The organism is Mycobacterium sp. (assembly GCF_036273375.1).
GTDB lineage: Bacteria > Actinomycetota > Actinomycetes > Mycobacteriales > Mycobacteriaceae > Mycobacterium.
Map to the genome: position 1 here is coordinate 1 of NZ_DASUHS010000095.1, position 23,880 is coordinate 23,880.

22 protein-coding genes, 1 rRNA gene and 1 pseudogene are annotated in these 23,880 nt (G+C 64.7%); 1 reads left to right on the forward strand and 23 read right to left on the reverse strand.

Annotated elements, in window-relative coordinates; all coding sequences use genetic code 11:
• Together VFW69_RS09085 and murA are read right to left on the reverse strand one after the other, a co-directional pair.
• Positions 1–337 (reverse strand): 16S ribosomal RNA (locus tag VFW69_RS09085); the annotation flags it as partial.
• A gap of 372 nt (positions 338–709) precedes the next feature.
• Entirely contained in the window at positions 710–1,963 is a 1,254-nt protein-coding gene (murA, locus tag VFW69_RS09090) for a UDP-N-acetylglucosamine 1-carboxyvinyltransferase (protein WP_526500339.1), read from the reverse strand.
• Between the two features lie 68 nt (positions 1,964–2,031).
• Between murA and VFW69_RS09095 the strand changes: the two genes are divergently transcribed.
• Complete coding sequence (locus VFW69_RS09095; protein WP_526500341.1) at positions 2,032–2,610, forward strand: cob(I)yrinic acid a,c-diamide adenosyltransferase; 579 nt, start codon at positions 2,032–2,034, stop codon at positions 2,608–2,610.
• Positions 2,611–2,648: 38 nt separating this feature from the next.
• Here VFW69_RS09095 and VFW69_RS09100 read toward each other — a convergent pair whose 3' ends face one another.
• The 21 genes and pseudogenes from VFW69_RS09100 to argS all read right to left on the reverse strand — a co-directional run.
• Positions 2,649–3,092, reverse strand: coding sequence for a DUF2550 family protein (locus tag VFW69_RS09100; protein ID WP_526500343.1), 444 nt, complete (start codon positions 3,090–3,092; stop codon positions 2,649–2,651).
• Positions 3,093–3,098: 6 nt separating this feature from the next.
• Complete coding sequence (locus VFW69_RS09105) at positions 3,099–3,464, reverse strand: F0F1 ATP synthase subunit epsilon (RefSeq protein ID WP_526500345.1); 366 nt, start codon at positions 3,462–3,464, stop codon at positions 3,099–3,101.
• A 24-nt stretch (positions 3,465–3,488) separates the two neighbouring features.
• Entirely contained in the window at positions 3,489–4,958 is a 1,470-nt protein-coding gene (gene atpD, locus VFW69_RS09110) for a F0F1 ATP synthase subunit beta (RefSeq protein WP_526500347.1), read from the reverse strand.
• 21 nt (positions 4,959–4,979) lie between these two features.
• On the reverse strand, positions 4,980–5,897 hold the full coding sequence (locus VFW69_RS09115; protein ID WP_526500349.1) for a F0F1 ATP synthase subunit gamma: 918 nt from the start codon (positions 5,895–5,897) through the stop codon (positions 4,980–4,982).
• A gap of 6 nt (positions 5,898–5,903) precedes the next feature.
• Positions 5,904–7,595, reverse strand: coding sequence for a F0F1 ATP synthase subunit alpha (gene atpA, locus VFW69_RS09120; protein ID WP_526500351.1), 1,692 nt, complete (start codon positions 7,593–7,595; stop codon positions 5,904–5,906).
• Positions 7,596–7,653: 58 nt separating this feature from the next.
• The gene (locus tag VFW69_RS09125; protein WP_526500353.1) at positions 7,654–8,994 is read right to left on the reverse strand and encodes a F0F1 ATP synthase subunit B/delta; all 1,341 of its coding nucleotides are present in this window, start codon (positions 8,992–8,994) and stop codon (positions 7,654–7,656) included.
• Positions 8,995–9,001: 7 nt separating this feature from the next.
• Positions 9,002–9,535, reverse strand: a complete 534-nt coding sequence (locus VFW69_RS09130) for a F0F1 ATP synthase subunit B (protein ID WP_526500355.1) — start codon at positions 9,533–9,535, stop codon at positions 9,002–9,004.
• Positions 9,536–9,544: 9 nt separating this feature from the next.
• Complete coding sequence (locus VFW69_RS09135) at positions 9,545–9,790, reverse strand: F0F1 ATP synthase subunit C (protein ID WP_065052998.1); 246 nt, start codon at positions 9,788–9,790, stop codon at positions 9,545–9,547.
• Between the two features lie 95 nt (positions 9,791–9,885).
• Complete coding sequence (gene atpB / locus VFW69_RS09140; RefSeq protein WP_526500357.1) at positions 9,886–10,641, reverse strand: F0F1 ATP synthase subunit A; 756 nt, start codon at positions 10,639–10,641, stop codon at positions 9,886–9,888.
• Positions 10,634–11,128, reverse strand: a complete 495-nt coding sequence (locus tag VFW69_RS09145; protein WP_526500359.1) for an ATP synthase subunit I — start codon at positions 11,126–11,128, stop codon at positions 10,634–10,636. Before VFW69_RS09145 ends, atpB begins: the two co-directional genes overlap by 8 nt.
• Positions 11,129–11,343: 215 nt before the next feature.
• Positions 11,344–12,553 (reverse strand): annotated as a pseudogene (locus VFW69_RS09150) (glycosyltransferase family 4 protein); the annotation flags it as partial.
• A 28-nt stretch (positions 12,554–12,581) separates the two neighbouring features.
• Entirely contained in the window at positions 12,582–13,241 is a 660-nt protein-coding gene (locus VFW69_RS09155) for an L-threonylcarbamoyladenylate synthase (RefSeq protein ID WP_526500361.1), read from the reverse strand.
• 48 nt (positions 13,242–13,289) lie between these two features.
• A complete protein-coding gene (gene prmC / locus VFW69_RS09160) occupies positions 13,290–14,165 on the reverse strand; it encodes a peptide chain release factor N(5)-glutamine methyltransferase (RefSeq protein ID WP_526500363.1) in 876 nt (291 codons plus the stop codon).
• Entirely contained in the window at positions 14,162–15,235 is a 1,074-nt protein-coding gene (prfA, locus tag VFW69_RS09165; RefSeq protein WP_526500365.1) for a peptide chain release factor 1, read from the reverse strand. The genes prmC and prfA overlap by 4 nt, the downstream gene beginning before the upstream one ends.
• A gap of 99 nt (positions 15,236–15,334) precedes the next feature.
• Entirely contained in the window at positions 15,335–15,565 is a 231-nt protein-coding gene (rpmE, locus tag VFW69_RS09170) for a 50S ribosomal protein L31 (RefSeq protein ID WP_526500380.1), read from the reverse strand.
• A gap of 190 nt (positions 15,566–15,755) precedes the next feature.
• A complete protein-coding gene (rho, locus tag VFW69_RS09175; protein ID WP_526500367.1) occupies positions 15,756–17,615 on the reverse strand; it encodes a transcription termination factor Rho in 1,860 nt (619 codons plus the stop codon).
• Between the two features lie 266 nt (positions 17,616–17,881).
• Positions 17,882–18,826 carry a homoserine kinase gene (gene thrB / locus VFW69_RS09180; protein WP_526500369.1) on the reverse strand — a complete coding sequence of 315 codons (945 nt, stop codon included), beginning with the start codon at positions 18,824–18,826 and terminating at the stop codon, positions 17,882–17,884.
• A gap of 88 nt (positions 18,827–18,914) precedes the next feature.
• Positions 18,915–19,997: a threonine synthase gene (thrC, locus tag VFW69_RS09185; RefSeq protein WP_526500371.1), complete on the reverse strand. Its 1,083-nt coding sequence runs from the start codon at positions 19,995–19,997 to the stop codon at positions 18,915–18,917.
• Complete coding sequence (locus VFW69_RS09190; RefSeq protein ID WP_526500373.1) at positions 19,994–21,319, reverse strand: homoserine dehydrogenase; 1,326 nt, start codon at positions 21,317–21,319, stop codon at positions 19,994–19,996. The genes thrC and VFW69_RS09190 overlap by 4 nt, the downstream gene beginning before the upstream one ends.
• 3 nt (positions 21,320–21,322) lie before the next feature.
• Complete coding sequence (gene lysA, locus VFW69_RS09195; RefSeq protein WP_526500375.1) at positions 21,323–22,741, reverse strand: diaminopimelate decarboxylase; 1,419 nt, start codon at positions 22,739–22,741, stop codon at positions 21,323–21,325.
• Positions 22,738–23,880 (reverse strand): arginine--tRNA ligase (gene argS / locus VFW69_RS09200; protein WP_526500377.1); only part of this gene is annotated, 1,143 nt, incomplete at its 5' end. The genes lysA and argS, both read right to left, overlap by 4 nt.

A 23,880-nucleotide genomic window follows, 5' to 3' on the forward strand; every position in this document is an offset into this window, starting at 1 on the left:
AGGAGTCTGGGCCGTATCTCAGTCCCAGTGTGGCCGGACACCCTCTCAGGCCGGCTACCCGTCGTCGCCTTGGTAGGCCATCACCCCACCAACAAGCTGATAGGCCGCGGGCCCATCCCACACCGCAAAAGCTTTCCACCAAAAGACATGCGTCTAAAGGTCCTATTCGGTATTAGACCCAGTTTCCCAGGCTTATCCCGAAGTGCAGGGCAGATTGCCCACGTGTTACTCACCCGTTCGCCACTCGAGTACCTCCGAAGAGGCCTTTCCGTTCGACTTGCATGTGTTAAGCACGCCGCCAGCGTTCGTCCTGAGCCAGGATCAAACTCTCCAAACAAAAACTCCTCGCAAAACGAGGTGAATTCACAATCAGAGAAAATCTGACCTAACAAAAAGACACCATAAACTGGCATCAAAATTACGACCATACCCACACACGGGGGGTGTTAGGTATGGCCAAAAAAACAACAACAAATAATAAACACCAAACACACTATTGAGTTCTCAAACAACACTTGTTCCGCCCGTTTTGGGGCAACCCTACCAGCTTAATACAGATCCAGCAGGTAAGTCAACTCCCAAATTCGATCTTCTAGAGACCGTGTCGGGAGCAGCCGTGCCAGGCTAGTACCAATCCAGCGAGGGAGTCAAGGCCCCGCTTTCGTCCACCTTCGCGTTGGTGATCGCGCTTGTGGGGCACTGACTTTGGTTACTGTACCCGCTCGATCTCCGCTCCCAAAATCGCCAGGTTTTCCACGAACAACGGGTAGCCGCGATCGATGTGGAAGACGTCGTGGACCTCGGTGTCTCCGTCGGCGACAAGCCCGGCCAACACCAGGCCGGCACCCGCCCGAATGTCCGAACACCACACCGGTGCACTCGACAATTGCGGCAAGCCCCGAACGACGGCGTGATGTCCGTCGGTTCGGGCGTCGGCCCCCAGGCGGATCATTTCTTCAACGAATCGAAAGCGCGCCTCGAATACATTCTCGGTGATCATCGACGTGCCATCCGCGATCGAGGCCAGGGCGATCGCCATCGGCTGCAGGTCGGTAGGAAACCCGGGGAACGGCAGGGTCGCCACATTGACGGCCTTCGGGCGCTCGTACTGCGCCACCCGGAAGCTGTCGTCGGTTTGGGTCACGGTGGCGCCCGCGTCGTGCAGCTTGTGCAGCACCACCTGCAGGTGCGCCGGGTCGATACCCGTCGCCGTGATGTCTCCGCGGGTTATCGCGGCGGCGATGCCCCACGTGGCGGCGACGATGCGATCCCCGATCACGCGATGCTCGGTCGGGTGCAGCTTCGGAACGCCGGTGATGGTCATCGTCGGCGAGCCCGCGCCCTCGATCTGCGCGCCCATCTGGTTCAGCATCGTGCACAGATCCACCACGTCGGGCTCGCGCGCCGCGTTGTGGATGGTGGTGACGCCCTCGGCCACGACCGCGGCCATCAGGATGTTCTCAGTGGCTCCCACCGAGGGGAACTCCAGCTGAATCTCCGCGCCGCGCAACGTATCGGCTTGTGCCACCACGCATCCGTGCTCGATGTTGCATTGCGCACCAAGTTGGCGCAGGCCTGCCTGATGCATGTCCAGGGGGCGTGACCCGATCGCATCGCCGCCCGGCAGCGCGACGCGGGCCCGCTTGCACCGGCCGACCAGCGGTCCCAGCACGCACACCGACGCGCGGAACTGTCGCACCGCGGCGAAGTCGGCGTCGTATTTCGGTTCATCCGGGGAGGTGATTCGGGCGACATCGCCGTCCAATTCGACGGTTGCGCCCAGGCCGCGCAGCACCTCCGCCATCAGCGGCACATCGAGGATGTCGGGGCAGTTGGTGATCGTGCTGGTGCCTTCGGCCAACAGCGTCGCGGCCATCAGCTTGAGCACGCTGTTTTTTGCGCCCCCTACTGCGACTTTGCCTGACAACCGGTTGCCGCCGGTCACCACGAATCGCTCAGCCACCCGCGTCAGTCTAGTGAAGCGGTATCGGCTTGTCAGTCGCCCAACCCACACCCGAGTACGGTTTGCTCATGGCAGTACACCTGACTCGCATCTACACACGAACCGGCGACGATGGCACGACGGGATTGAGCGACTTCTCGCGGGTCTCCAAGAACGATCCTCGGCTGGTGGCCTACGCGGATTGCGACGAAGCCAACTCGGCGATCGGCGTAGCCGTCGCCGTGGGCCGGCCGGACGCGAAGCTCACGGGTGTGTTGCGACAGATCCAGAACGATTTGTTCGATGCCGGCGCGGATCTGTCGACTCCTGTTGTCGAGAACCCCGAGTATCCACCGCTGCGCGTCACCCAGCCCTACATTGATCGGCTCGAAAAATGGTGTGACACATATAACGAACCGTTACCGAAGTTGAATTCGTTTGTGCTGCCCGGTGGTTCGCCGTTGTCGGCGTTGCTGCACGTCGCCCGCACCGTGGTACGTCGAGCCGAGCGCTCGGCGTGGGCGGCCGTCGATGCCGCGCCCGGGCGGGTCAACGTCCTACCCGCGAAATACCTGAACCGCCTGTCGGATCTGCTCTTCATCCTGTCGCGCGTGGCCAACCCCGACGGCGACGTGCTGTGGAAACCGGGTGGCGAGACCAAGAGTTAGCCCGGCGGCTGTTCACCTAACGCCTAGGGTGACGCGGTCTACAGGCTGCGCCGGCGGGAACGCGGCGACGGACGCGACTCCAGCCACGACAGGAACGCGGTCAACGCGCCCTTGTCCAAGGCAATCTCGTAGCCAGACCTGCGGTCCTGGGTCGTATCGCGCAGCTCGATCACGACGATCTCATCGGTCATGATGTCGAACTCGTCACCGCGCGGCGCGCGCCTGGACACGATCTCCACGCCTCGCCGGCTCAGCCGCCGGTCGGGCCACAGTCGCAGGCTGGAGAGCCGGTAGAACGCGGCTTCGCCACCGCGGTAACGGATTACGCCGTGCCGCCAGCCGTGGCCTCCGACCGCGGGAACGTCTCGCATGATCCCCGCCGTGCCGCCCTGGCGCAGCTTCCACAGCCGATAACTCAGCCCGACGACAGCACCCGCCAGCACGACGACGAGCACGACCATGCCAGCCATGGGCGCGCTCATCGACGGTTAGTCGATCGCGCCGACGGCGCGCAATCTTGCGCGCCCTTTGGCGGCGATACGCGGATCGTCCGACTCAGAAGCCTCTCTGGCGGCGCTCTCGTCGATGTCCGACTCGAACTCGGCGGATTCGGCGAGTATCGTTACCGATTCCTCGGTGACAGACAAGAATCCGCCATCCACCGCGATCCGCAGATCGTCTTCACCTTCTCGTTCGACGCGCACCATTGCATCATCGACCAACTGCGCCACCAACGGTATGTGCCGCGGCAGGATGCCGATCTCACCAACGGTAGTCCGGGTGAACAGAAAGGTTGCCTCACCCGACCAGATCTTTCGGTCAACGGCGACTATCTCAACGTTCAAATCCGCCATGCCACAGCGCCTTTCGACTTCGCGTCAGGATTCCAGCTTGGCGCCGAAGTTCTCGGCCTTCTTGGCCAAGTCATCGAGGCCACCGATCAGGAAGAAGGCCTGTTCAGGGATGTGGTCGAACTCGCCCTTGGTCAGGCGGTCGAACGACTCGATGGTCTCCTTCAGCGGCACCGTCGAACCCGGCTGCCCGGTGAACTGCTCGGCCGCCATCATGTTCTGTGACAGAAATCGCTCGATGCGCCGTGCGCGCTGGACCAGCTGCTTGTCCTCTTCGGACAACTCATCGATACCGAGGATCGCGATGATGTCCTGAAGGTCCTTGTAGCGCTGCAGGATTCGGATGACTTCCTGCGCCACCCGGTAGTGCTCGTCACCAACGACGCTCGGGTCCAGGATGGTCGAGCTCGATGCCAGCGGGTCCACCGCGGGGAAGATGCCCTTGGAGAACACGTTACGAGACAATTCCGTGGTCGCATCCAAGTGCGCGAACGTCGTCGCCGGCGCCGGGTCGGTGTAATCGTCGGCGGGCACATAGACGGCCTGCATCGACGTGATCGACTTGCCTCGTGTGGAGGTGATGCGCTCCTGCAGCTCGCCCATCTCGTCGGCCAACGTGGGCTGGTAACCCACCGCGGACGGCATGCGGCCCAGCAGCGTGGAGACCTCGGATCCGGCCTGGGTGAACCGGAAGATGTTGTCGATGAACAGCAGCACGTCCTGGCCCGCCTCGTCGCGGAACCACTCGGCCATGGTCAGCGCGGACAGCGCCACCCGCATACGGGTGCCGGGCGGCTCGTCCATCTGACCGAACACCAGCGCGGTGTCCTTGAGAACGTCGGCTTCCTTCAGCTCGACCCACAGGTCGTTGCCCTCACGGGTGCGCTCCCCCACGCCGGCGAAAACCGAAGTACCACCGAAGTTCCGGGCGATACGGTTGATCATCTCCTGGATCAGCACCGTCTTGCCCACGCCGGCACCGCCGAACAGCGCGATCTTGCCGCCGCGCACGTACGGGGTGAGGAGGTCGACGACCTTCAGACCAGTCTCAAGCATCTCGGTGCGAGGTTCGAGCTCATCGAACGCCGGCGGTTTGCGGTGGATTGACCAGTGGTCGAAGTCCTCGCCGTACCCGGGCTTATCCAGGCAGTCGCCCAGGGCGTTGAAGACGTGACCCTTGACGTCCTCACCGACCGGCACCGAGATCGACTCGCCGGAGTCGGTGACCTCAACGCCGCGCACCAGGCCGTCGGTGGGCTGCAGCGAGATGGCCCGAACGAGGTTGTCGCCCAAGTGCTGCGCGACCTCGAGTGTCAGGGTCTTCTTGAGCTCCTCGAAGGTGATCTCCGCGTTGAGCGCGTTGAACAGCGGGGGTACCGAGCCGCGGGGGAACTCGACGTCGACGACGGGGCCGGTCACCCGCACGATGCGGCCGCTAGAGTCGCCCTTGGTCGACTTCTTGTCGGTCTTCTCGGTGCTTTCAGTAGTAGCAGCCATATTCTTCTTCTTCCTCGTGTGCTACTTAGCGTCGGCGAGCGCGTTTGCGCCGCCGACGATTTCGCTGATCTCCTGGGTGATCTGAGCCTGGCGCTCCCGGTTCGCCATCAACGTCAGCTCTTTGATCAGGTCGTCCGCGTTGTCGGTTGCCGACTTCATCGCCCGTTGACGCGACGCCAACTCCGATGCCGCCGATTCGAGCAGAGCCGCGTACACGCGGGTCGTGATGTACCGCGGCAGCAACGCATCGAAAAGCGCTGTCGCGCCGGGCTCGAACGAGTACAGCGTGTGGAGGTCGTCGGTGTCTTCGACATATTCCACGACCAGTGGGGCAATGCGGTGGGCCGCCGCCGCCTGCGACATCATCGACTTGAACTCCGAGTACACGATGTGCAGTTCGTCGACACCGTGGTCGTCCTCCAACTGCTGGTCGTCGTCATCGCCTACACCCTGCATGAAGGCATCGACCAAAGCCGATGCGATTTCGGCAGCGTTCTCGTATTTGGGCTGCTCGGAGAAGCCCGTCCACGACTCGGTGATGTCCCAATTGCGAAACCGGAAGTAGTTCTGCGCCTTTCGGCCCACGGTGTAAACGACCGGCGTCTTGCCTTCCTCCCTCAACAAGGAGAATAGCTCCTCGGCGCGACGGAAGATGCTGGAGTTGTACGCACCGCACAAACCGCGGTCCGAGGACACCACCAGGACGCCCGCCCGCTTCGGTTCTTCCCGCTCGACCAGCAATGGGTGGTCCAGAGCGGCTTCGGAGGACAGGGTGGTGAGCATCGACGTGATCTGGAACGCGTAGGGCCGCGCGGACTCCAGGCGAGCCTGCGCCTTGCCGATGCGCGACGTCGCGATCATCTCCTGAGCCTTGGTGATCTTCTTGATCGACCCGGCCGAGCGAATCCGCCCGCGCAATTCGCGAAGTGTTGCTGCCATCGGTAGTTACTTCTTGTCCTTGCCGGAGGACTTCTTGGAATCCTTGGATTCCTTCTTGTCCTTCGGCTTGTCCTTCTTGACCTGTACGGACTCCTTTTCCAGATCCTCTTCGTCCAAGGCCTCGACGTGCTCGTCGGGCACCACCGATCCGCCGCCCGTGGCCGCGAAGCCCTTCTTGAAGTTGTTGATGATCTCGGTGAGCTGGTTTTCGCCTTCTTCGGATAGCTTCCCGCTGTCGCGAACCCCGGCCAGGAACTTCTCCTCCGATGCCCGCATGTGGTCCAGCAACTCGGTTTCGAACCGCCTGACGTCCTCGACCGGCACGGAGTCCAGGTGACCGCCGGTGCCGAGGAAGATCGAGACCACTTGCTCCTCAACGGGCATGGGCTGGTACTGAGGTTGCTTGAGCAGCTCGACCAGCCGCTCGCCGCGCTGCAATTGCGCCTTAGAGGTGGCATCCAGGTCGGAGGCGAATGCGGCGAAGGACTCCAGCTCGCGGTACTGCGACAGGTCCAGACGCAACGAGCCGGCCACTTCCTTCATGGCCTTGATCTGCGCGGCACCACCAACGCGCGACACGGAGACACCGACGTTGATGGCCGGCCGCACACCCTGGTTGAACAGGTCGGACTCCAGGAAGCATTGGCCGTCGGTGATCGAGATGACGTTGGTGGGGATGTAGGCGGAGATGTCGTTGGCCTTGGTCTCGATAACCGGCAGACCGGTCAGCGAGCCGCCGCCGAGGTCGTCGGACAGCTTGGCGCAACGCTCCAGCAGGCGGGAGTGCAGGTAGAACACGTCGCCGGGGTAGGCCTCGCGACCCGGCGGGCGGCGGAGCAGCAGGGAGATGGCGCGGTAGGCCTCGGCCTGCTTGCTCAGGTCGTCGAAGACGATCAGCACGTGCTTGCCCTCGTACATCCAGTGCTGCGCGATCGCAGAACCGGTATACGGCGCAAGCCATTTGAAGCCGGCGGAGTCGGATGCCGGCGCCGCCACGATGGTGGTGTAGTCCATCGCGCCGCCCTCGTCGAGCGCGCGCCGGACCGACGCGATCGTGGTCCCCTTCTGGCCGATGGCCACGTACACGCAGCGCACCTGCTTGCGCTCGTCGCCCGACTCCCAGTTCTCCCGCTGGTTGAGAATAGTGTCCACGCAGACAGCGGTTTTGCCGGTCTTACGGTCACCGATGATCAGCTGGCGCTGACCGCGCCCGATCGGGGTCATCGCGTCAATGGCCTTGATCCCGGTCTGCAGCGGCTCCTTGACGCTTTGCCGCTGGACCACAGATGGCGCCTGAATTTCGAGTGCTCGGCGGGTGTCGGTGTCGACGTCGCCCTGGCCGTCGATCGGCTGGCCGAGCGGATTGACCACACGCCCTAGGAACGCGTCGCCGACGGGCACCGACAGGACCTCGCCGGTGCGCTTGACCTGTTGGCCTTGTTCGATTTTCTCGAAGTCACCCAGGATCACCGCGCCGATGTCGTGTTCATCGAGGTTCAGGGCGACGCCGAGGACCCCGCCCGGGAACTCGAGCAGCTCCTGGGTCATGACGGAGGGCAAACCCTCGACGTGCGCGATACCGTCCCCGGCCTCGATGACCGAGCCGACCTCCTCGCGGGCAGTATCGGAGGTGAAGGAGTCTACGTACTCCTCGATGGCGCTCTGGATGTCCTCAGCGGAGATGGTCAACTCGGCCATGGCTATTCGTCTTCCTACTTGATCGTTGTTCGCGTCGGGTCTTTATGGATGGTTCTGGTCAGTCCGGCAACTGAGCCTGGGCCGCAGTCAGTCGCGCCGACAGTGTCCCGTCGATCACCTCGTCACCGACGGAGATGAGCAGCCCGCCCAGCAGCTCGGCGTCGACCTGCAGTTGAAGTGCCACCGGGTGGTCGTAGATGCGGCCGAGCACTTCGATGAGGCGGGCGCGCTGCGCATCGCTGAGTTCGGCCGCCGCGCTGACTTGCGCTACGATCTCGCCGCGGCGCGCCACCGCAACCTCCGCCAGGAACTGGATGGCCTCGTCGGCGTTCTGGCCCCTCAGCAGCTCCACAGTCTGGGCCAGCAGTGCCATCGTGATCCGATTGACCCGGCCGCTCGCGCTCTCAAGCACCTTGCGCAGGAGGCCGACTCGCCCCTCCACCGGAACGGAGTAGTCGCCCAGCAGGATCGCCAGCCGCGGCTCCGCGTCGAGGATGCGGGAGAACCGGAACAGCTGTTCTTCGATGTCGTCGACTTTGTCCTCACGTTCGGCGACCTCGAGCAGCGCTTGCCGAGACACGTGTTCGATGGCGTCGATGAGGTCGGAGTTGGCCGACCAACGCTCCGATACGGCCGAGCGCAGCACGTCGAGGGTGGCGTCGCCGACCTTGCCGGAGAGCAGCCGCTCAGTCAACTGGATCCTGGGGGCACCATCCTCGGCGGGGACGGTGAGATACCGCGTCACAACGATCTCGCGGTCCAGCATCTGGGCGACCTCTACCAGTTCACTGGAGAGACTCGAAAGCCCCTTGTTGTCAAGGTCTTTGGTTATGGTGCTGAACTTGTCCGACAAGCTTTCCAGTGCGATGCGACTTGACGCGCGCATCTTGGTCATCAAGGGATACTGGACTTCGGCCGGCGCGGGCGCCATCTCGTCGAGTTGTTCGAGGAACCGGTCGACGGTGGCCGACTGCTGTTCGGGGTCGTCGACGTAGTTCCGCACCAACTCGCCCGCCTGGCGCACCGCTTCGTGGCCGAGTTCCAACCGGAGTTGCCGGCTCAGCTGGCTGCGCAAGAGATCGACCTGCCGGCCGCCCTGTACGTTGATGCGTTCGGACTCGACATCCGCCTGGGCCCGCAACTGCTCCACGATGCGGCCCGCGTCAGTCTGGGCCTCCTCGACGACCCGTTCGCCCTCCGTCTTCGCGTCGTCCACGGCCTTATCGTGCGCGGTGGTCGACTCGGTCAACCGATCGCTCGCCGTCGCAGCATCTTTCAGCTGTTGACGCACGGCGTCTTGTCGCGCGGCCATCAACCGACGCACTGGCGGCACGACATAACGCACCACCAGGAACACGATGGCCGCAAAGCCCACCAACTGGCCGATGAAAGTCGACATACGAAAATTACCGTCCGGATGTCTTGGTTGCGGATGTGGTCGCGGCGGCGGGGGCGACGTCGACGCCCAGGATTCGGCTTGCCAACGTCGCCGACATGGACGCCACGTTGGCACGCAGATCCAGTTCCACGGCGTCCCTCTCCCGCTTCAATTGCTCGGATGCCATTTGCAACGTCGACATCACCTGTTGTTCGGCACGGGCGCGCGCGTCTTCGACCACCTTACGACCTTCGGCGCGGGCATTGTCGCGCAATGACGACGCCTCAACCCGCGCCTCGGTCAGGGCTTCTTCGTAATCGGCTTTGGCCGCTTCGAATTGCTCGGCCGCCTTCTTGTTGTCGGCTGCCGTCTTGGTGACCATGGCATCGCGCTCGTGCAACACCTTCATGACCGGCGGCACAACGAATGTGCCGATGACGGCGAGCACGATCAGGAAGATGGCCAGCACGAAGAAGAAGGTGCCGTTGGGGACGAGGAAGTTGTTGCCTCCCTCGGCCACCACCTGGCTGGATGCCAAAATGCTCAGGTTCGCGTCACGCATTGCAGCGAATTACTTGACCGGGGTAGCGAAGACGAACAACGCCATGAACGCCAGGTTGATGAAGTAGGCCGCCTCGACCAGACCCACGGTGATGAAGAACGGCGTGAACAACCGGCCCTGCGCCTCGGGTTGCCGGGCGATACCCGAAACCAGCGCGTTACCGGCAATGCCGTCACCGATGCCGGCGCCGATCGCGCCGCCACCCATGATCAGGCCACCGCCGATGAGAGCGGCGGCAGCGATTTGGGGGTCCAGGGCTGCCATTCTTTCCTCCTTTATTCGGGGCGTATCTGGTAGCGGTCTACCAGGCCTCTGTAATGGTGCGTGGGATAAAACACTTCATGGCGGTCTCAGTCATGGTGATCCTCGATCTCCATGGCTTGGCTGAAGTACAAGATGGTCAGGATCGAGAAGATGAAGGCCTGAATCGCGCCGACGAACAGGTCGAAGGCCTTCCAGATCGCATTGGGTGCCCACATGATGTACGGCGGGAACAGCGCGATCAGCGCGACCAGGATGCCGCCGGCGAAGATATTGCCGAAAAGTCGGAGCGACAACGAGATCGGCTTCGCCAGCTCTTCGACGAGGTTGATCGGCGCCAAGAACGCCACGTGACCCTTGACCACGGAGAGCGGATGCCCGATTATGCCGCGGCGCCAGATGCCAGCCACGTGATAGCAGACGAACACGAAGAGAGCCAGCGCCAGAACGTAATTGATATCCGCCGCCGCCGACTTCAGCAGTTCGGTAGCGTGTCCCGACTTGTCGGTGTACTGCAGCGGAAGCACCGACAGCCAGTTGGAGATCAAGATGAACACGAAGATGGTGACCGCCAGTGGCAACACGAACGGCGCGATACGCATACCGACCGCGCTCTCGATCTGATCGCGCATTTGGACCGTGATGGCTTCCCAGAACAACTGAACGCCGCTGGGCACTCCGGTGGAGGTGATCTTCGCGCGCAAGTAGAAGGCCAGAGCCAGCACGATCACCGCGGCGATCCCGGTCGCCAGAATCGTGTCGGTGTTGACGGTTAAGCCGAGCCACTTGGCTTTGGAGTGCTCGCCAACCTCGATCGCGGCGGCCAGGAACGTCGTCTCAGGCATCGGTGGGGTTCCTTCCTTCCGTTCCTTCCGATCCTGCGATCACGCCGCCTTCAGCACCGTCCGAAGCCTCCGCCCAGTCGCCGGCACGCAGCTTCTTCCACACCGGAAGGGCGGTGGACGCCACCAATAGGACCTGGAAAAGCGCCAAGCCGAACATGACGCCCAGGCCGGCGGGCCGAAAAATGTAGGCGATGACCAGCCCGACGACGGTGATGATGGCCAGCCGTGACGCCGAATTGACCGCCATCGACCTTTTCAGCGGATGATCCTTGGCGGTAATCGACTCAACCGAGCGACGCACGAGTACGGCATTGAGCAAACCCAGGAGAAGCCCGATGCCGAAGAAGACTCCGACCATCAGGTGACCGGACAGGCCGGCGGCGAGTACCGCCACCGCAGTGATGGCAATGCTGATCGCGAAGAGCCGAACCGGACGGAAAGCAACAGAGGGGAACACCAACGGCGCGTCCTGCGCTGGTGTCGTCACTGCAGCACCTCAATCCCAGGTTGGTAAAACGGGAACCCCCCCGACCGACTGATCGGTGGTCCGCCGAGCGTATCGCACGTCACAGTTGAATCACCCAAGGGGTATCTCCCGAGGCCGGTCTCAAACCAGCCCGGTCGGATTAGCTCCGGTGGGCCGGTAGCCTGCGCGGCTTTTTGGGGTTCTACCAGCACCGTACCACATGCTGAACCCCACTACTACCCTTCGTCGTAGTAGTCGTCGCGCCGGCGCAGAAGCGGGATCGCCGTGGCGACGCCGGCCACCACGATGGCACCCAGCATCACCGCGGCGGTATCACGCGGGCGGAAAAAGATTGTGCTGGCGACGCCGAACGCGACGATCCCCACCCACAGATAGATCAGCAACACCACCCGGCGGTGGGAGTGACCGATCTGCAGCAACCGGTGATGCAAATGCATCTTGTCGGGGCTGAACGCGCTGCGGCCCGCGCGGGTGCGGCGCACGATCGCCAGGAGCAAATCGAGCATCGGTACGAAGATGACCGCCGCCACCAGCAGGAACGGGGACAGCAGGACGAACACATCGCGGGCGCCGTAGGCGTTCTGCGAGACCGGGCCGGCGGCCGTCGTCGACGCGGCCGACAGCATCAGACCGATCAGCATGGAGCCGGAGTCGCCCATGAAGATTTTGGCGCGATGGAAGTTGTGCGGCAGGAAGCCCAGGCAGGCCCCGGCGAGCACCACGGAGATCACCGCGGGCGGATAGAACAGGACGTCACCGCCGTGGTCGCGCAGCAGGCCGACCGAGAACATGCAGATCGCCAGCGCCGTGATCAGTCCCAGCCCGGCGGCCAGGCCGTCGAGCCCGTCGACGAAGTTCATCGCGTTGACGACCGACACGGTCAGCGCCAGAGTCAGCAGGATCGACGAGGCCTGGTCGAGCACGATGGTGCCGACCCCGCCGATGGGGATGTAGAGAACGCTCCACGCCACGCCCATGGTGACCAGCACGCTGGCCGCGGTGATCTGACCGGCGAACTTGGTCAAAGCGTCGAGGCCCCAGCGGTCGTCGATTAGGCCGATGCCCATGATGACCGCGCCGGCCACCAAGACCGCGGGCATGCCGGTGGAGTAGACGAATCCACGGGTGAGTGCCGGAAGTTGGGACGCCAGAAAGACAGCGGTGATGACGCCGAGAAACATCGCCAGCCCACCCATCCGAGGGGTCGGCGTCACGTGGACGTCGCGCTCCCGCGGATAGGCGACCGCGCCCAGCCGAGTGGCCAGCACCCGCACCGGTCCGGTCGCGAAGTACGTGATGATCGTGGCGGTCAACCCCACCAGCGCCAGTTCACGAAGCGGAACACCGGCGCCGCGGTCAGCCAGCGCGAGCAACCCACCGGCAAGGTTGGTTGCGTCGCTGGACATCACCGAGACCGTACTGGACAAACCTGGCACCTCGACATCCGCTCCAGTCAGGCCGGGGCGGTCAAACTTTCCGGATCGACGGCGAGTACTTCTGCGATCTGCTCCGCGCTCACCGGGCCCGGCCGCAGAATCCGCGGCGTGGCACCGGTCAGATCGACGATCGTGGAGGCGGCCCCTCGATCGGACGGACCCGCTTCCAGATAGACGTCGACCAGATCGCCGAGCTGGCTGCGCGCCTCGTTGGCGTCAACGGCGGCCGGACGGCCGGAGACGTTGGCGCTGGACACCGCCAGGGGCCCGACTTCGCGCAACAATTCGATGGCAACGGGGTGCAGCGGCATTCGCAACATCACAGTGCCGCGAGCATCGCCGAGATCCCACTGCAACGACGGCGCCTGGCTCACCACCAGGCTCAACGCGCCCGGCCAGAAGGCGCGGATCAGGTCGCGGGCCCCGTCCGGCATGGTGTAGACGAGTCCCTCGATGGTGTGCCAGGAGCCCACCAGCACGCCGACCGGCATGTCACGCCCCCGGCCCTTTGCCGACAGCAACGCGGAGACCGCGGCACTGTTGAACGCATCGGCGCCGATGCCGTACACGGTGTCGGTCGGCATGACGACCAGTCGCCCGCCCTTGAGCGCTGCTGCCGCCGCGGAGATTCCGAGTGAGCGCCGATCGGGATCCGCACAGTCGAAGACGTCAGCCACTGGCGCCGTTCCTCCTCATCGCTTCACTCTGCATCGTCACGACGCGAGTCACGTGCCGGGCCTCTCCCCCGTTGTTGCTCTCCTGCGGGCTGTCACGAATCGCGGCCGGCCGGTCAGATCTCGCCGAGCCTGGACTTCTTCGAAAGATTCTGTGCGACCCAATAATTCCACCGTCTGCGCCGAGGTGGTGTCATCGTGCTCCACGCCGATCAGTCCGCCCGGGCGCAGCCAGCGACCGGCGAGACGGACGAGGGGGGCGATCACCGCCAATCCATCCGGACCGCCGAAGACGGCCTGGCGCGGATCGTGTTGCACCACTTCGGGATCCAGCACGGCATCATCGGGCACATAGGGCGGATTGGCCACCAACATGTCGACTCGACCGTCCAGTTCGGCGAGCAGTCCCGGCTCGGAAGCCAGCTCGGTGACGTCGGCGCACAGCAGCTCGATCGCCGTGCCCTGCGCGTTGCGGTGCGCGTATTCCAGCGCCGTATCGGAGTTATCGATGGCGACGATGCGCGCCGCGGGCCGGTGGTGGGCCAGCGCCACCGCCAAAGCGCCCGAACCGGTGCACAAGTCGACGATGACGGGCTGCGGCGCGAGTTGTTGCGCGGTGGCCCATTCCAGCAGCGCCTCGGTCTCGGGGCGGGGTATGAAGACCCCGGGACCGACGTGCAGCATGACGGGACCGAATGCTGCGGTCGCCAGGAGATGTTGCAACGGCACCCGTTGTGAACGCGCGGCCACGATGTCGCGGTAGCGCCCGAGAAAGTCGTCGTCGGGGGAGTCCAGCAGGCCCAGGCGTCCGCGGTCAGTTCCCGTCAGGTGTGCGGCCAGCTGCTCGGCATCCCAACGTGCAGAATCGATTCCCGCTTCGGCAAGGGTGACCGCAGCATCGTCGATCGCGCGCCGCAAGGCGTTCATGCCTGTTGCAGCCGGGACTGTTTGTCAGCGGCGGCCAGCGCGTCGAACAAGGCGTCGAGGTCGCCGTCGAGAACCTGGTCGAGGTTGTGCGACTTGAAATTGATGCGATGGTCCGCGATCCGATTTTCCGGGAAGTTATAGGTGCGGATGCGTTCGCTGCGATCCACGGTGCGAATCTGGCTGGCGCGGTCCGCCGAGGCGTCCGCCAGCGCCTGCTCCTCGGCCAAGGCCTGCAGACGGGCGGCCAAAACCTGCAACGCGCGGGCTTTGTTCTGCAGCTGCGACCGTTCGTTCTGGCAGGTGACGACAATGCCGGTGGGCAGGTGCGTGATGCGCACCGCCGAGTCAGTCGTGTTGACGCCTTGGCCGCCCTTCCCCGACGAGCGATAGACATCGATGCGCAGGTCCGACTCGTCGATCTGTACCTCACCGACTTCTTCGGGTTCGGGATATACGAGCACGCCGGCCGCCGAAGTATGAACGCGGCCTTGGGATTCCGTCACCGGGACGCGCTGCACCCGGTGCACTCCGCCCTCAAATTTCATCCGCGACCAGACCCCGTCGGCGGTGTCGCCCTTACTGGCGATGGCCAGTGTCGCGTCCTTGTAACCGCCGAGGTCCGAGGTGGTTTCGTCCAGCACGGTGACGGTCCAGCCGTGCCGTTCGGCGTAGCGGATGTACATCCGCGCCAAGTCGGCGGCGAACAGGGCCGATTCTTCGCCGCCTTCACCGGATTTGACTTCGAGCACGATGTCGTCGGGGTCATGTGGGTCGCGCGGTGCCAGCATGTCGGTGAGTTGGGTGTCCAATTCGGACACCTGGGTTTCCAGATCCGTCACCTCGGCGGCGAAGGACGCGTCGTCGGCGGCCAGCTCTCGCGCCGTTTCCAGGTCGTCGCGCGCGGCCACCAGCTTGCGGTAGGTGCCCACGATCGGGGCCAGCCGAGCGAACCGCCGTCCGGCCTTACGGGCCTCGTCGGGATTGCTGTGCAATTCCGGATCTGCCAGCCGGAGCTCGAGGTCGGCATGCTCGGCAAGCAGCACATCGATGGTCTGTACCGGCTTGGTCACTGCCACACCTCCTGCCCCGCTTCGCCTGTCATTACCGCAAACGCAAACCGACGCCCGGCCCGTGCGACGGTGCGCACAGTTCGGGCGTCGGCAACCGAGCTACTTCTCGGCGTCAGCTCCGGCCTTGCGCTTGCCGTACCGCTTCTCGAAGCGGGCCACGCGGCCACCGCTGTCGAGGATCTTCTGCTTGCCGGTGTAGAAGGGGTGGCACTGCGAGCAGACCTCGACGACGATGCGACCGCCGTCCTTGGTGCTGCGCGTCTGGAAGGTGTTGCCACACCCGCAGAGCACCGTGGTCTCCGCGTAGGCGGGGTGAATGTCAGCTTTCATCATGTCCTCTTCGATCGTTTGTCGCCCGCCCCCGTCCAAACTCGGACGGTCGGGCGTGAACTCCGAACCTCAGGCGGTTGTCGGATAATCGAGCCTCGATTATGCCAGGTCAACCACCATCATCCCAAACAGCGAGCTGCGCCGGTGCATTCCCACCCGACCCGATCTGGTCTCGGGTGTGCGCAATGGGCTAGTCGTTGTCCATCGCCCCGGGTGTCGTCTTGGACACCTGGACCAGGAACTCGTAGTTGGTCTTCGTCTTGCGCAGCTGCGACATCAGCAGGTCGATGGCCTGATGCGAGTCCAGGCCCGACAGCACGCGGCGCAGCTTATGCACGATGCCGAACTCGTCCGGCGACAGCAGCAACTCGTCCTTACGGGTACCCGACGGGTTCACGTCGACCGCCGGGAAGACCCGCCGCTCGGAGATCTTGCGGTCCAGCTTGAGCTCGGCGTTACCGGTGCCCTTGAACTCTTCGAAGATGACCGTGTCACCGGTGGACCCCGTCTCGACCATCGCGGTGGCGATGATGGTCAGCGAACCACCTTCCTCGATATTGCGGGCCGCACCCAGGAACCGCTTGGGCGGATACAGCGCGGTGGAGTCCACACCACCGGACAGGATCCGGCCCGACGCCGGCGACGCGTTGTTGTAGGCGCGCCCGAGGCGGGTGATCGAGTCCAGCAGCACGACGACGTCTTTACCCTGCTCAACCAGCCGCTTTGCCCGCTCGATCGCCAGCTCGGCGACCGCGGTGTGATCCGACGGCGGCCGGTCGAAGGTCGAGGCGATGACCTCACCCTTGACCGAGCGGGTCATATCGGTGACCTCCTCGGGCCGCTCATCGACGAGCACGACCATGAGGTGGCATTCCGGGTTGTTCTTGGTGATCGCGTTGGCGATGTCCTGCAGGATCGTCGTCTTACCCGCCTTCGGCGGCGAAACGATCAGCGCGCGCTGGCCCTTCCCGATCGGCATGATCAGGTCGATGACCCGCGTGGTCAGCCGATCGGGAGTGGTTTCCAGACGCAGCCGCTGGTTGGGGTACAACGGCGTCATCTTGGAGAAATCGGGCCGCTTCTTGGCGTCCTCGACTGGTCCGCCGTTGACGCTGTCCAGGCGCACCAACGGGTTGAATTTCTGCCGCTGGTTGGGTTGTTCGCCTTCCTTCGGCACGCGGACCGCGCCGGTGACGGCGTCACCACGACGCAAGCCGTTCTTGCGCACCATGTTCATCGACACGTAGACGTCGTGCGGGCCGGCCAGGTAGCCGGAGGTGCGCACGAAGGCGTAATTGTCGAGGACGTCAAGAATGCCGGCTACCGGCTGAACGACGTCGTCTTCGCGTAGCTCGGTGTCGCCACCCTCGCCGGTGCGCTCGCCGCGGCGTCTACGGTCACGGAACCGGCGGCCCCGCCGTCCCTGCCGTCCGTCGCCGTCGTCGTCTTGCTGGTTCGAGCCGCCGCGACCTTGCTGGCCGCCCGAGTTTTGCTGACCCTGGTCGCCACCGCCGTCTTGGCCGCGGTCGTCACTCTGGTTGTCTTGCTTGGCCTTCTCGCGGCGGTCGGTCTGCCCGGGAGCGGCGCCCTCGCGGCTGCCTGAGCTCTCGCTGTCGGCCTCGTCCTTGCCGCCGGCGGAGGACCCCGCTTCGCGGGAAGCGCCGCGCCGTTCGCGGCGGGGCGCCTCGGTCGTCGCACCGTTCTGGTCGCGCTCGGCCGCCGGCGCTTCTGCGTTGTTGTTGTCGGTCTTATCGTCGTCTTTGTTGTCCGACTTGCCGCTGTCCTCAGTGGACTTGATGCCATTGGCGGGAGCGCCGTTGGCCTGCCCCCGGACTTCCTTGATCGCGGCGATCAGTTCGTTCTTACGCATACCCGACGTCCCTTTGACGCCAACTTGATTGGCCAGCGCGCGCAGCTCGGGCAGCACCATCGTGGACAGTGCACCACCCGAGACGTTGGCTTTCGCGTCTGGAGTGTCTGTGGTCACGGCGTTCGACAGTTGATTGGCGTCAGTGTTTTCGCCAGCCGTGAACAGGTCCGTATCAGTCACGGATTTCCTTTCTTCCCCCGCTGATCAGGTCATACGGGGGGTTCGTTGCATTCAGGCAAATTGCCGAGTGCACCCAATCATCGACATTGCAACGGTGATCGCCTGGATCGGCGGAGTAAGCGGCGAACCTCGTCCACAAGAGAATTGGTGTTGTCCTAGCGGCAAGGCAGTATGGATGCAGATGCAGATGCTGCGATTGCTGGACGGCTCCGAGGATAGCCCCCATCGTTGCCGGAAGCAAGCAAACCCTCCGGCCACGCCGTGGGTCAACCAACGACGGTGACTCCCGGACTCCAGCGAGCTGGTTCGCCAGCGGTCATTTCGGTGATGGTAAATCCGATCGTGGCTCCGTAGTCCGTTACTTCCGAGGGCAACTCCGGCGCCGTGGTGAGCGCTATCAGCGAAGGTCCCGCCCCCGAAAGCGTCGTCGCGATGTTATGACGCCGCAGCAGTCGCAAATATTCCGCTGAGGCCGGCATGGCCGGTTCGCGCTGCGACTGGTGCAACACGTCTTCGGTGGCTGCCATGAGCAGATCCGGGCGTTCAGTGAGCGCTACTACCAGCAACGCGGCGCGGCTCACGTTGAAGCGCGCGTCCTCGTGGCTGATCTGCTCGCGCAGCAGCACACGGGTGTCCGCGGTGAGTGAGCGTTCTTCGGGAATCGCGGAGTACAGGTGGATATCGGGATGAAGCCGCAGCGGCACCGCCGCATATTGTGGGTGCGTTCCACTGCGGTCAACCCATGCAACGACCGCACCGCCCAGCACGGCGGCCGCCGCGTTGTCGGGATGACCCTCGAACTCCGAGGACAGCTGGATCAGTTGAGTGTCGCTGAGCGGTTTCCAATCCGTCTGTGCGACAAGGCCGTTTGCCGCCGCCAGGCCGCCGACCACCGCCGCTGCGGAGGAGCCGAGGCCGCGCGAATGTGGGATGGCGTTGCGGCAACGCACCACCAGGCCGGGCGCACTAACCCCCATGGCCCGCAGCCCGCAGTCCAGGGCACGAACCACCAAGTGTTCGGGCCCCACCGGCAGCTGGCCCGCACCCTCACCCTCAACCAGCACAACCAGCCCGGAATCCGTTGTCTCGACGATGATTTCGTCGTAAAGGCTCAGTGCCAGACCGAGGGTGTCAAAGCCGGGGCCAAGGTTGGCGCTGGACGCCGAAACCGCGGCGCTGGCCACTATGCCGGCGGGCAGCATCGGGGTCATTAACAGCCCTTCGTCGCGCGTGCGCCCACTGCGGACCCCAACGCGTGGCGACCCGCTGCGCCCGGCTTCGCCGCGCTTGCAATCGCCACTAGGCCAGCCCCAGCTTTTCGACTACGAGGACCGGGTCCACCGGCAGCGGGGTCACGGTTGGCAGATCCCGCAGCGCGGTGTCGGGATCCTTAAGGCCATTGCCGGTCACCGTGCACACGACCGTCGACCCACGGGCCACCCAACCGTCGTCAACGGCCTTGAGCAGTCCGGCGATGCTGGCCGCCGAGGCGGGTTCGACGAAGACGCCTTCGGACTCGGCCACCAGGTGATAGGCGGCCAGGATCTCTTCGTCCGTTGCGGCCAAGAAGCGGCCATTCGATTGCTGCTGCGCGTCAACGGCTGCCGTCCACGACGCCGGCGCGCCGATGCGGATCGCGGTGGCGATCGTCTCCGGGTTCTTGACCGGGGCGCCGAGCACCAGGGGGGCCGCGCCGGCCGCCTGGGTGCCCAGCATGCGCGGCAACTTCTCGATCAGGCCCTCGTGGTGATACTCCGTGTATCCCTTCCAGTACGCGGTGATGTTTCCCGCGTTGCCGACCGGCAGGGCGTGCACGTCGGGCGCGGTGCCAAGCGCGTCGACGATCTCGAACGCCGCAGTCTTCTGGCCCTCGATGCGCACCGGGTTGACGGAGTTGACCAAAGCGATCGTCGGGAAGTCGGCGGCCATCTTGCGGGCCAACTCCAGGCAATCGTCGAAGTTGCCGTCGATCTGAATGATCTTGGCGCCGTGCATAACCGCCTGCGCCAGCTTGCCCATCGCGATCTTGCCCTGCGGAATCAGCACCGCGCAGGTGATGCCGGCACGCGCCGCATATGCTGCCGCCGACGCCGAGGTGTTTCCGGTCGACGCGCACAACACCACCTGCTGGCCACGGGCCAACGCGTCGGTGACTGCCATTGTCATGCCCCGGTCTTTGAAAGAGCCGGTGGGATTGAGGCCTTCGACCTTGAGATGCACCGTGCAGCCGGTTTTTTCCGAGATCCGGCCCGCCGCGATCAGCGGGGTACCCCCCTCAAGCAGGGTGACCGGGGTCCAGTCGTCGCCGACCGGCAACCGGTCCCGGTATGCCTCGATGAGACCGGGCCACGGCTGATGAACGGCGGTGCGTGAGGCGCTCATAGGGTGGTCCCTTCCAATCGCAGCACGCTGGTCACGCTCTGCACGGCATCCAAATCGGCCAGTGCATCCACGGTTTCAGACAGCGCGGCATCTGTGGCGATGTGAGTGACCACGACGATGCGGGCCCCCACCCGTCGTCCGCCTTCGTCCACGACGCCCTCCTGACGGACCTCGGCGATGCTCACCTCGCGCTTGGCGAATTCGGCTGCCACCGAGGACAACACGCCGGGCTTGTCGGCGACGTTCATGCTGACGTAATAGCGGGTGGAGATGAAACCCATTGGGGCCACGGGAAGTTGGGCGTATCGGGATTCCTTCGGCCCGCGGCTGCCCAGCACCCGGTTACGTGCGGCCATCACCATGTCACCGGCCACGGCGGACGCGGTCGGCGCGCCGCCGGCCCCCTGACCGTAGAACATCAACCGCCCGGCGGCCTTTGCCTCGACCACCACCGCATTGAATGCGCCGTTCACCGTGGCCAGCGGGTGTGCCAACGGCACCAGTGCCGGATAGACGCGCGCCGAAACTCGCTCTTGTCCGGCGTCGGTCGTGATGCGCTCGCAGATGGACAGCAGCTTGATGGTGCAGCCCAGGGCCTGGGCCGACTCGAAGTCGGCCGGGGTGATTTTGGTGATGCCTTCGCGGTAGACGTCGTCGGCGGTCACCCGGGTGTGAAAGGCGATGGACGCCAGAATCGCAGCCTTGGCCGCCGCGTCGTAACCCTCGACGTCGGCGGTGGGGTCCGCCTCGGCGTAACCCAGTGCGCTGGCTTCGGCGAGCGCGGTGCCGTAGTCGGCACCGGTGTCGTCCATCGCGGACAAGATGTAGTTGGTGGTGCCGTTGACGATTCCGGCCACCCGTAACACCGTGTCGCCGGCCAACGACTGGGTCAGCGGACGGATGACCGGGATGGCGCCGGCGACGGCCGCCTCGAAATACAGGTCGACATTCGCACGTTCGGCGGCCTGCGCCAACTCGCCGGTGGAGGTGGCCAACAGCGCCTTGTTCGCTGTGACGACCGATTTGCCGTGCTCGAGGGCACACAGGATGGCCTTGCGGGCCGGCTCCACCGGCCCCATCAGTTCCACGACGATGTCGACGTCCTCACGCGCGGCGAGTTCTTCGATGTCGTTGGTGAGCAACTCGACGGGGACACCGCGGCCCTCGGCGACGCGGCGCACTCCGACGCCGCGCAACACCACGGGTGCGCCAACACGAGCGGCGAGGTCATTAGCGCTGTCCTCGATGATTCGGACAACTTCGCTGCCGACGTTGCCCAACCCGAGTACCGCTACACCGACCGGCTTTTCGTCACGGGGCACAGTTCACCTCACTTCCAGACTCAATAGATCGTCGACCGTCTCACGACGCAGGACCAGACGCGCACGCCCGTCGCGCACCGCGACGACGGCGGGGCGGCAGATCATGTTGTAACGACTCGATAGGGAATAACAGTAGGCACCGGTGGCGGCCACCCCGATCAGGTCGCCGGGTCGTAAGTCCCCCGGGACCCAGGTGTCGCGCACGACGATATCTCCGCTCTCGCAATGCTTTCCGACGACACGGGCCAGCTCGGCCGGTGCGTCGCTAAGCCGTGAGACCAGACGAGTGTCGTACTGCGCGTCATAGAGTGCGGTGCGGATGTTGTCGCTCATGCCGCCGTCGACACTGACGTAGCGCCGGTGCGCGGTAGCGCTCACGTCGACATCCTTGACCGTGCCCACCTCGTAGAGCGTGATGGTGCCCGGCCCGGCGATGGCGCGCCCCGGCTCGACCACCAGCCGCGGGGTCGGCAGCCCGACGGCAGCCGACTCGTGCTGCACGATCTCACTCAGCTTGGCGGCCAGCTCGCCCATCGGCGGAGGATCGTCGGCGGCGAGATAGGAAATGCCCAGTCCGCCACCCAGATCGACGGTGGAGATCTGCGCGGCTCTTTGGACACCGAATTGTTCGACGGCCTCGTGCAGCAGACCAATGACCCGGCGCGCGGCGAGTTCAAAGCCGGCGACGTCGAAGATCTGCGAGCCGATATGGCTGTGCAGACCCACCAGCCGTAGGTGCTGCGCTTCGAATACCCTGCCGACGGCGTCCAAAGCCACACCGCTCGCCAACGACAACCCGAACTTCTGGTCCTCGTGCGCGGTGGAGATGAACTCATGGGTGTGCGCCTCGACACCGACCGTGAGACGAACGAAGACATCCTGGACGATGCCCGCCTCCCCCGCGATGGCATCGAGGCGCTCGATCTCAACCATCGAGTCCAACACGACATGGCCGACACCGGCTTTGACCGCTGCCGTCAGCTCGGCAACGGATTTGTTGTTGCCGTGGAAGGTGATTCGCTCCGGCGGGAAGTCGGCGTGCAGCGCGACGGCCAGCTCACCGCCGGTGCACACGTCGAGTGACAGGCCTTCTTCGTCGATCCAGCGCGCTATTTCGCTGCACAGAAACGCCTTGGCGGCATAGTGTACGTTTTTGCCGCCACCGAAGGCTGACGCGATTTCCCGACAGCGGGAACGGAAGTCGTCCTCGTCCACGACGAACAGCGGGGTACCGTACTCCTGGGCGAGTTCGGTCACCGTAACGCCCGCGATGCTGGCGACTCCGGCTTCGTCGCGAGCGACATTGCGGGGCCACACGTTCGGTGCCAGCAGCAGCAACTCCTCGGGGGATCGCGGCCGCAGCGGGCTTTCGGCGTGACGGGTCTCTTCGGCGTGCCGAGGACCGGCGGGGTGAACGTTCACATTCGCTCCGGAGCAGTGACGCCCAGTAGCGCCAGCCCGTTGGCGATCACCTGGCGGGTCGCCTGGCACAGCGCCAGGCGCGCGGTGTGCAGGTCGGTCGGCTGCTCGTCGCCCTGCGGCAAGACCCGGCACGAGTCGTAGAACCGGTGATAGTCGCCGGCGAGGTCTTCCAAGTACCGGCATACCCGGTGGGGTTCGCGCAGCGTTGCCGCCGTGTCGAGCACCCGCGGGAATTCGCCAATGGTGCGCAGCAGCGTCCCCTCCTTATCGTGGCTGAGCAGCTCGAGGTGCCCAGTGTCGGGGATGAGGCCGAGTTCGGCGGCGTTGCGGGCCAGCGCCGAGAGCCGGGCATGCGCGTATTGCACATAATAGACCGGGTTTTCATTCGATGCCGAGGACCACAGCGCCAGGTCGATGTCGATAGGGGTGTCCACCGAAGAACGGATCAGGCTGTAGCGCGCGGCATCGACGCCGATCGCCTCGACGAGGTCGTCCAGCGTGATCACTGTTCCGGCCCGCTTGCTCATCCGGACCGGCTGGCCGTCACGGACCAGGTTGACCATCTGCCCGATGAGCACCTCCACGGCGGCCGGGTCGTCGCCGAAGGCCGCCGCCACGGCCTTGAGCCGGGCGATGTACCCGTGGTGGTCGGCCCCCAGCATGTAGATGGCCAGGTCGAAGCCGCGCTGCCGCTTGTCCAGGTAGTAGGCGATGTCACCCGCGATATAGGCCGGCTTGCCGTCGCTTTTGATGACGACGCGGTCCTTATCGTCGCCAAAGGCGCTGGTGCGCAACCACGTTGCGCCGTCCTTCTCGTAGATGTTGCCCGTCTCGCGCAGCCTGGCGATGGCTTGGCCGACCCGCCCGCTGGTGTGCATCGAGTCTTCGTGGGTGTAGATGTCGAAGTCGATGCCGAACTCGTGCAACGACTCTTTGATGTGGCTGAACATCAGGTCGACACCGATTTCGCGGAAGGTCTCGCGCATCTCGCTGTCGGGCAAACTCAGCGCCTCTGGCGCCTTCTGCAGCACCTGGGCGGCGATGTCGTTGATGTAGGCGCCCGCGTAGCCGTCTTTCGGGGTGGGCTCGCCCTTGGCCGCGGCGATCAGCGAGCTGGCGAATCGGTCGATCTGGGCGCC

What these genes read in the sequence shown, in the direction of transcription:
- VFW69_RS09100 (WP_526500343.1), bottom strand. Translation starts at nt 3,092, where the DNA reads ATGAGCGCGCCCATGGCTGGCATGGTCGTGCTCGTCGTCGTGCTGGCG.
- rpmE (WP_526500380.1), bottom strand. Translation starts at nt 15,565, where the DNA reads ATGAAAGCTGACATTCACCCCGCCTACGCGGAGACCACGGTGCTCTGC.
- VFW69_RS09130 (WP_526500355.1), bottom strand. Translation starts at nt 9,535, where the DNA reads ATGCGTGACGCGAACCTGAGCATTTTGGCATCCAGCCAGGTGGTGGCC.
- thrC (WP_526500371.1), bottom strand. Translation starts at nt 19,997, where the DNA reads ATGAGCGCCTCACGCACCGCCGTTCATCAGCCGTGGCCCGGTCTCATC.
- VFW69_RS09125 (WP_526500353.1), bottom strand. Translation starts at nt 8,994, where the DNA reads ATGTCGACTTTCATCGGCCAGTTGGTGGGCTTTGCGGCCATCGTGTTC.
- thrB (WP_526500369.1), bottom strand. Translation starts at nt 18,826, where the DNA reads ATGACCCCGATGCTGCCCGCCGGCATAGTGGCCAGCGCCGCGGTTTCG.
- atpA (WP_526500351.1), bottom strand. Translation starts at nt 7,595, where the DNA reads ATGGCCGAGTTGACCATCTCCGCTGAGGACATCCAGAGCGCCATCGAG.
- VFW69_RS09105 (WP_526500345.1), bottom strand. Translation starts at nt 3,464, where the DNA reads ATGGCGGATTTGAACGTTGAGATAGTCGCCGTTGACCGAAAGATCTGG.
- atpB (WP_526500357.1), bottom strand. Translation starts at nt 10,641, where the DNA reads ATGCCTGAGACGACGTTCCTGGCCGCCGCGATCGAGGTTGGCGAGCAC.
- VFW69_RS09115 (WP_526500349.1), bottom strand. Translation starts at nt 5,897, where the DNA reads ATGGCAGCAACACTTCGCGAATTGCGCGGGCGGATTCGCTCGGCCGGG.
- VFW69_RS09095 (WP_526500341.1), top strand. Translation starts at nt 2,032, where the DNA reads ATGGCAGTACACCTGACTCGCATCTACACACGAACCGGCGACGATGGC.
- prmC (WP_526500363.1), bottom strand. Translation starts at nt 14,165, where the DNA reads ATGAACGCCTTGCGGCGCGCGATCGACGATGCTGCGGTCACCCTTGCC.
- atpD (WP_526500347.1), bottom strand. Translation starts at nt 4,958, where the DNA reads ATGGCTGCTACTACTGAAAGCACCGAGAAGACCGACAAGAAGTCGACC.